The sequence below is a fragment of the Blastocatellia bacterium genome, assembly GCA_035573895.1.
Taxonomy (GTDB): Bacteria; Acidobacteriota; Blastocatellia; order HR10; family HR10; genus DATLZR01.
Genome location: DATLZR010000169.1, coordinates 21,010 through 28,543, shown reverse-complemented (window position 1 = coordinate 28,543; position 7,534 = coordinate 21,010). Strand labels below are relative to the sequence as shown.

Below are 7,534 nucleotides of genomic sequence, written 5' to 3'. Positions count from 1 at the left end.
CATTTGATGACGGTGGAGGTGGAGGTGGAGCCTCGTAAGCTCCGGCATCGCACAGGCTGCCTTGCGGTCTGCTGACACCTCGTTGGTCGGTCATCACCAGCTCGGGTGGATCCTGCAAATCGGTGCACTCGGTGACGGCATCAATGGCCGCACTGCCCAATCCGAGCGCGTGCGTTAGCGTCGGCCCCCCGTTATTGGCCAGCACGCCGAGATTCAGCCCCCCGGTTCCGGTCGAAGCCACGTAGTCGAAGTTCATCGTCCCACAGCTCATCGTGGCTGCATCCGTCGCCAGGTTCCTCCCGCTTGCTGTTACCGTGCCCGAGCAATTCGGCTCAGTTGAGCCGGCGTTGTTCCCCACGATCGAGTTCTTGATGTTAACCGTGCCGTCGTTGGATATCCCTCCGCCCTGGCCGGAGGTGCCAGCATCATTGTCGGCGATGGTGACAAAACTGGCGTTCACGGTACCCCATAGGTCGTTCCAAATGCCTCCACCATCGGCGTCGCCGGTCTTATTACCCGAAATCGTGCTGTTGGTGATCGTCAAAATACCGGCGTTACCGAGGCCACCACCGGGACCCCCGGCCTCGTTACCTGAAATCGTACTGGTTTTGATGGTCATTTTGCTTGTGGTAGGGTTGTAGGCAAAGTTGAAAATGCCGCCCCCCTCCTCGGCCGTATTGAGCGAGATCGTGCTGTTTTCGATCTCCACGCTGGCACCATTGCCATTCGAGATGCCGCCGCCGGATCCGGATTCATCATTATCTTGATCAGCCTGATTCTCCGAGATTCTGCTATTTTTGATAAGCCCTATGTAGCCTCCGTTACTGGCGATGCCCCCGCCATCCCGATTGGCTTTGTTCTGCGAGATTGTGCTGTCAATGAGCTGAGGAAAGGTACCGAGATTAAGGATGCCCCCGCCATCCTGGCCTGCCATGTTGTTTGAGATCATGCTGCCCGTGATGTTCAACGTGCCTCCTCCATCGTTGAAGATTCCGCCGCCGTCCTCGTGTTCGACTTCATTCATCGTTATCGTGCTGTTTATGATCGTCACGCTGCCGTCGTCGTTGAAGATGCCGCCCCCCTTATATTCCGCACTATTGCTCGAGATCGTGCTGCTCGTGATATCTAAGTCATCATCGGGATTGTAAATGCCGCCACCGTCACCATCCGCGCTGTTGTTCGAGATTGTGCTGCTCATGATCGCTAGGTCAGCGCTATTGTAAATGCCGCCACCGTCACCATCCGCGCTGTTGTCGTCAACCGTGCTGTCTGTGATCGTCAACATGCCAGAGTCGCTGTAGATGCCCCCACCGTCATTAAACACATGATTGTCGGAGATCGTGGTGTTCCCCATGATGTCGAGGGTGCCCTGGTTATAGATGCCCCCGCCGAAATCGGCTTCGTTGAACTTGATCTCGCTGCCGGTGATTGTCACCGTCCCGCCCGAATTATTGAACATCCCCCCGCCGTCATCATCTGCAAGATTGTTCGAGATCTTGCTACGGGTTATTGTCATCTGGCGGTTAGCATCGTTGAAGATCCCGCCGCCATCGGAGTAGGCCTGATTGCCAGAGATCGTGCTGTCCGTGACACTCAGTTTGCCTTGATTGACGATCCCGCCGCCAATGGAACCCTCGGCGCATCCGTTTTCGACAGTCACGTTTTCCAGCGTGAGATCGCCTGTACCGTGAACCTGGAAGATGCGGAATTCGCTTATCTCTTGAACGCCATCTAGGTCGCACTGCGTTGAGTTACGCTTGATCGTCGCCCCATTGCCCCGAATCGTAATCTGGCTCTTTACATCCAGATCGTCTTCCTGAGCAGTGGAGTTCTCGTCCCCTGTTGCCATATCCAGACTCAGCATGTAGACCTGGGTACTGTCGAGTACAATGATGTCGGCTCCGGCAGGATCTCCGCTGGTGCAGTCATCGTTGTCGGCCTGTCCATCGGTGGTGTCGTTGGCGTTCCGAATCGCCTCGCGCAGAGTGCATGCTCCATCGTCAGCGATCAGGTCAGTCGTGCTGGTGACGTTGATCGTCGCTGCTTGCACCCGCAGCGCCGGCAACGGGCCGACGCAGAACAGGGCTGTGATCAGCAGCACCCACAGTTTTCGACTCACCCCTTTTCCCGGCATGCTTCTTTTCATATCGGTGTTTGTCTCTGTCATGGCTATATCCTCCATTCGTCTTTCCCCAGCAGTCGTCCAAGTTTCAAGTCCCGTCAGTTTCAAGTCCAGGTTGATGGTCAGCGCCTGGAAACCGAGAGTTGGACAATGGATGGTTAAACGCAAGTCTCACTGCGAGAGTAACCGCGCAATTTGAGCATGACCCGTACTCTCGGCGAGCTTTAGCGCGGTCCAGCCTTCAGCATCCTGGATAGTGGCATCGGCGCCGGCGTCGAGTAAGAGCTGGACAACCTCGGTCTGTCCCCACAGCGCTGCTTTCATCAGCGCCGTCGAACCATCCCGGGCCTGAGCATTGACGCGAGCACCAGCATTGAGCAGCCTCCGGACCAGTTCCACCTGGCCTGTCACCACTGCTGCCATCAGTGGCGTCCACCCATCTGGGCCGGAGGCATTCACATCGGCTCCGGAGGCCAGAAATCTCTCGACGGCCTCGCGATCTCCCTCCTGGACGGCAGCCATCAACCCGGCCTCCAGCGAATCGTTGCCCTTGAATGGCGGGCCGTGTGATTCCATCAGACCCCTCGGCACGTCCTCTTTGCCCAACAATCGGCCATTGAAGCTTTCCTCTCCGCCTTTATCTCTTTCTCGCCTTCAAGAGGCTCGCCATACTGCCGTGCAAGAAGCGTGCCGGTAGGGCAGAAGAACAGGCCAACACTCTCTCCCTCTTGAGGTTGGGCAGAAACAAGCGAATCGCTTGTCGGTGTTTCAATGGAACAGAAAGTGTTCCATCGGCTGTTTCAGGAGTGTTCCACCACTTGTCCCGTGAAACACACGGGGGGGCACGAAAGCCTCTCTGGTCACATGATCGGCAGATTTACGGTAGCTGCGTCGTGAGCACGGAAGTCTTGTCTTGTGTGTCCAGGGCAATCTGGGTTTCGTCCGGGAGCGCACGCTCCTTGTGCGCCTGTTCCGCCTGATAAGTCGCTCCCAGGGTATGGGCAGTTGAAAGTCTCTATGATGCGCTTCGTCGGCTAGTCAATTTCTATGCCGAGGGCTTTCATCCGGCGGTAGAGTGTGGTTCGACCGATGCCCAGCCGACGAGCGGCACGTGCGCGATTGCCCTCGGCCTGTGCCAGCGCGTCCAGGATGCGCTGTCTCTCATCTTGCCTGTCATTCGTAGAGGGGATGGGTCCCGGCTGGCCGACGATCTCTTTGGGTAGATCTTTAATCTGGATCACCGAACCGCGGCAGTGCGCTGCGGCATATTCGATGGCATTTTTCAATTCTCGCACGTTGCCCGGCCAGGAGTATTCCATCAGCAGGTCCATCGCCTCGCGGCTTACATCCTGCACCGATATAGCCGCCGAGGCTCGGAGCTGGCCCAGAAACCAGGCCACCAACAGGGGTAGATCCTCCATTCGTTGTCTGAGCGGAGGCAGTTGAATCCGTCCCACCCGAATCCGATACAGGAGGTCTTGACGGAATGTTCCGTCTACGACCGCTTGATTCAGATCGCGATTGGTCGCCGCCAGAATGCGCACATCCACCTTTCTCGGCACCGATTCTCCCAATCGCGTGATTTCCTTTTCCTGGAGCACCCGGAGGAGGCTCGCTTGCACGCTGAGGGGAATGTCTCCGATCTCGTCGAGAAAGAGGGTGCCGCCGTGCGCCGCTTCGATCAGGCCGATGTGATCGGCAGTGGCTCCGGTGAAGGCCCCTCGACGATGACCAAAGAGCTGGCTCGTCAACAACGATTCGGTCAACCCGGCGCAGTTGACGGCGATAAACGGTTTATCGCGCCGATGACTGGCCAGGTGGATCGCTCGCGCCACCAGTTCCTTGCCGGTTCCGGTTTCCCCCTCGATCAACACGGTCAGTTCCATTTTGGCCACATCCCGGATTTGTTTATAGATGAGCTGCATGGCGCTGCTTGCTCCCACCAGGCCATGAAAGCGGGCGCGCTCGTCGAGCAGGCTGCGAAGGCTGTAAATTTCCGACGCATCATAGAAGAAGAAAATCCTGCTCTCGGATGACCGGGGATCATCCTTCACCTCGACTTCCATCCAGTAGCGGCGCCCTCCCTCGACTTGCATGTTTACCGGGAGCTTAGATCGTCGTCCCGGAGTCATCTCGCACAACTCTTTCAATCGGGCCTTGTCCGCATCGGGAAGCGGAAGCACGTCGGTCCAGGGGTGACCGAGCGCGTCGTCGCCCGATTGGTTGAAGAGCAGTTCGGCCATCTGGGAGAGAAACGTCACGCGCCCTGCGGCATCCGTCATGACGACGGCGGCCTGAAACTCATTGAGCACTGCCAGCATATTTTCATTGGCCCGTCCGAGCAGTTCGTTAGCCTGAGCGAGTTGCGCGTTGGTCTCGGCCAGTTGATCCTTTTGCCTGACCACTTCGGCCGTCCGGGAGGCCACGGCGGCTTCCAGTTCGCGCGTCCGCCGCAGCAGCCGCCGCATGCGCAGCCGGTTGACGCCCCAGCCGCTGCCCATGAGCGCCAGCATCATCAGGGCGTAGAACCAGAGAGTTTGATAAAAATGCGGCCTCAGCGAAACCGCGAATGTGGCACCGGTTTCATTCCACACCCCATCCCGATTACTGGCGATCACGCGAAAGCGATAGTCGCCCGGCGGCAAATTCGTGTAATAGGCCACACGACGCGTCCCGGCGTCCACCCATTCGCGGTCATAGCCTTCGAGTCTGTATCTGAATCGAACCTTCTCCGGCACGATGAAACTGATGGCCGTGAAGTGGATCTCCAGATCGCCACGACCGGGAGGCAAGGTCACCGCGTTCTGGACATCTATTAGGTTTTGGTCGCTGATGATCTTTTCGATGGCGACCGGTGGCGCCAGTGTGCTGATCCTTCGGGGATCAATCACCACTACGCCTTTGAAGGTGGGAAACCAGAGCCGCCCATCGCGTGTCTTCCACCCGGCCGGCTGGAATCCGCCGTTGCACTCGCTGCTCTTCATGCCATCGGCGATGCCATAAGAAAGGCAGGTGATTGACCGAATCTTCCTCTGAGCGAAATCGTTCAGCTCTCTTCGACTCACCCGGAAGATACCGCGGTTGCCGCTCATCCATAAATTGCCCTGATCATCTTCCAGAATGCGCGAGACGACAATGTCAAACAAGCCTTCCTTTTTGGTGTACTGTGTGAATCGTCCGTCATGCAATCGGTTCAATCCGCCGCCGTAGGTGCCGATCCAGAGGACCCCGTCCTCATCCTCGTAGACTTCACGCACGTAGTTATGCGACAGTCCGTCGGCGGTGGTGTAATTAGTGAATCGCCCGTCTTTAAATCGGCTGAGCCCGTTGGTTGTGCCGATCCAGAGCGCCCCGTGACGGTCCTCGGTGATGAACCGCACATCGTGGTGAACGAGACCGTCGCTCGGCCTGAAGGTGGTCCACTCATTATTGTGAAAGCGGGCAAGTCCATTTGATATGCCTATCCATAATGCCCCCTGGCGGTCAACATAAAGGGCATTGACATGATCCCCGGGCAACCCACTGGTGGCAGCGGTGTAAACGCTCACCGACAGCCCTCGCACCGCCCCTGTATGCCCCTTGCTCCGCGGTTTCAGTTTCGCCAGTCCCCCTCCCCACGTTCCTACCCAAAGGTTTCCCTCCCGGTCTCCGACAAGCGATGAGATCTGAGCAGGTGGAAGCCCCTCATTCGCCGTATACGTGATGATGGCTCCTCGGTGAAGTCGGTTCAAACCCTGCTGCATCGAACCGAACCACACGTCCCCTTCAGCGTCCTGGTAAATCGGCCTCACCGCGTCGAGCGAGCTATCATCGCCCTGTGGAATGGTCGTGATGTGACTTTCCCGCAAGTAGTTCAGCCCGCCGACCCAGGTTCCGATCCACAGGTTAGCTTCGCGATCCATGAGAACGGCAGTGATGTTGTCATCGGATAGGCCACTGTGCTTGGTGTATTGACTCAACTGACCTGAGCGGAAATGAAAAAGGCCGGTGGCCGTCGCTATCCAGAGCGCACCGTCTCGATCCTGGACGACTCCATTGACGCGACCGAGACGAGAATTGTACTGAGCGAGAGGGCCAGCGATAATTCTTCCCTCTGTCACCTGAACCAGGCCGTTACCTGTACTCACCCAGAGGTTCCCATCCCGGTCGGGTTGAATGGCGAAGATTCGAGAGGCGGACAAGCCATCGGCCATCGTGTAGACCGTGAAGGTCCCCTGACGGAATCGCGCCAACCCACTGTATGTCCCGATCCAGAGGTTACCGGCTCGATCTTCCGCGATGGCCTTGACGTGTTCATGTGGCAAGCCGTCGCGGGTCGAATAGGTCGTGAACCGACCCTCCCGCCAGGCAGCCAATCCTCGCGTCGTTCCTATCCACAGCACTCCCTGACGATCTTCATAAAGGCTCGAAATCTCATCACTGGGAAGGCCGTCCCGCGTCGTGTATGCCGAAAATTTTCCCCGGGTGTATCGAATCAATCCCCCAAGCTGGGTCCCAATCCAGAGGTCTCCTGCGCGACCTTCGTAGAGGCACAAGATCCGATTACTCTTGAGCACCGGCGTGTTGGCCGAATCAAACACGGTGAACGTCATTCCGTCAAATCGAACCACTCCCCCCTGGGTAGCAAGCCACAGGTAACCGTCATGGGTCTGGACAATGGCATTGATCGAATTTTGCGGGAGACCGTTCTCCGTCGTCCAGACCATGTGGACGTAGCGTTGAGATATCGGGCCTGAATTCTCCACCCACCCACGCTGCATTGCTCCTGCCACAGGCATGACGGAGGCAAGCGCAAGCAGGGAGGCCATGGATCTTTTGATTTGCATCAGCTTTCCCTCACCGCATATTGAAGCAGCAACCCAGAAATACGTCGGGTCGTCGCGGAGGAAAACTATGATAACGATACCCGTGACAGAGGGCAATAGGAACATCTGTGTCAGAGCAATGGGTCCCGAAAAAAGCCCCGACAAAGGAGCCGGACGTGAAACGTCTGGGAAACGGGTTGTGGAAGAAAAAGGTGCGTTGAAGACGCCAAAGCAGGTCCTGACATAAGGCAGCCAGACGCGAACCGTGTGGAAATAATGGCCGCACAAGCACCCGGCCGAGGACGCGGAGACGGACGGCACGTTGATGACGCCCAGACCGCCGGAAGCGGGCTCTTCCGGGAAACGCGCCCTGAAGATGGCCTCTCAGGCGTGGGTGATAATAGCCCGGGAAGGTGGCAAACCAATCCCCTCACATCATCCACCCGCTCCGACACCGACCGAACCTTTCCTTCCCCCTTCACGTCCTGTTTGCTGAATTCATTCCCCCGGCATGTCCGTTACCCGGATTCAGTCCCTGCGTGGCCATCGCTGGCGGGCGGCAGGCGGATGGATGGAATGGCTGCAAAAGATGGCTTCGGACGGCTCA

At 57.7% G+C, this 7,534-nt stretch carries 3 protein-coding genes; all 3 read right to left on the bottom strand.

All coding sequences use genetic code 11. The features are described 5' to 3' along the window. Positions 1-2,167, bottom strand: a 2,167-nt coding sequence (locus tag VNM72_15055; GenBank protein HXF06713.1) for a choice-of-anchor Q domain-containing protein, incomplete at its 3' end; no start/stop codon positions are given. A gap of 126 nt (positions 2,168-2,293) precedes the next feature. Next, positions 2,294-2,698, bottom strand: coding sequence for an ankyrin repeat domain-containing protein (locus tag VNM72_15050; protein HXF06712.1), 405 nt, complete (start codon positions 2,696-2,698; stop codon positions 2,294-2,296). A 458-nt stretch (positions 2,699-3,156) separates the two neighbouring features. Next, on the bottom strand, positions 3,157-6,828 hold the full coding sequence (locus tag VNM72_15045) for a sigma 54-interacting transcriptional regulator (protein HXF06711.1): 3,672 nt from the start codon (positions 6,826-6,828) through the stop codon (positions 3,157-3,159). Positions 6,829-7,534: the final 706 nt, after the last annotated feature.

What these genes read in the sequence shown, in the direction of transcription:
- VNM72_15050 (HXF06712.1), bottom strand. Translation starts at nt 2,698, where the DNA reads ATGGAATCACACGGCCCGCCATTCAAGGGCAACGATTCGCTGGAGGCC.
- VNM72_15045 (HXF06711.1), bottom strand. Translation starts at nt 6,828, where the DNA reads ATGGTCTGGACGACGGAGAACGGTCTCCCGCAAAATTCGATCAATGCC.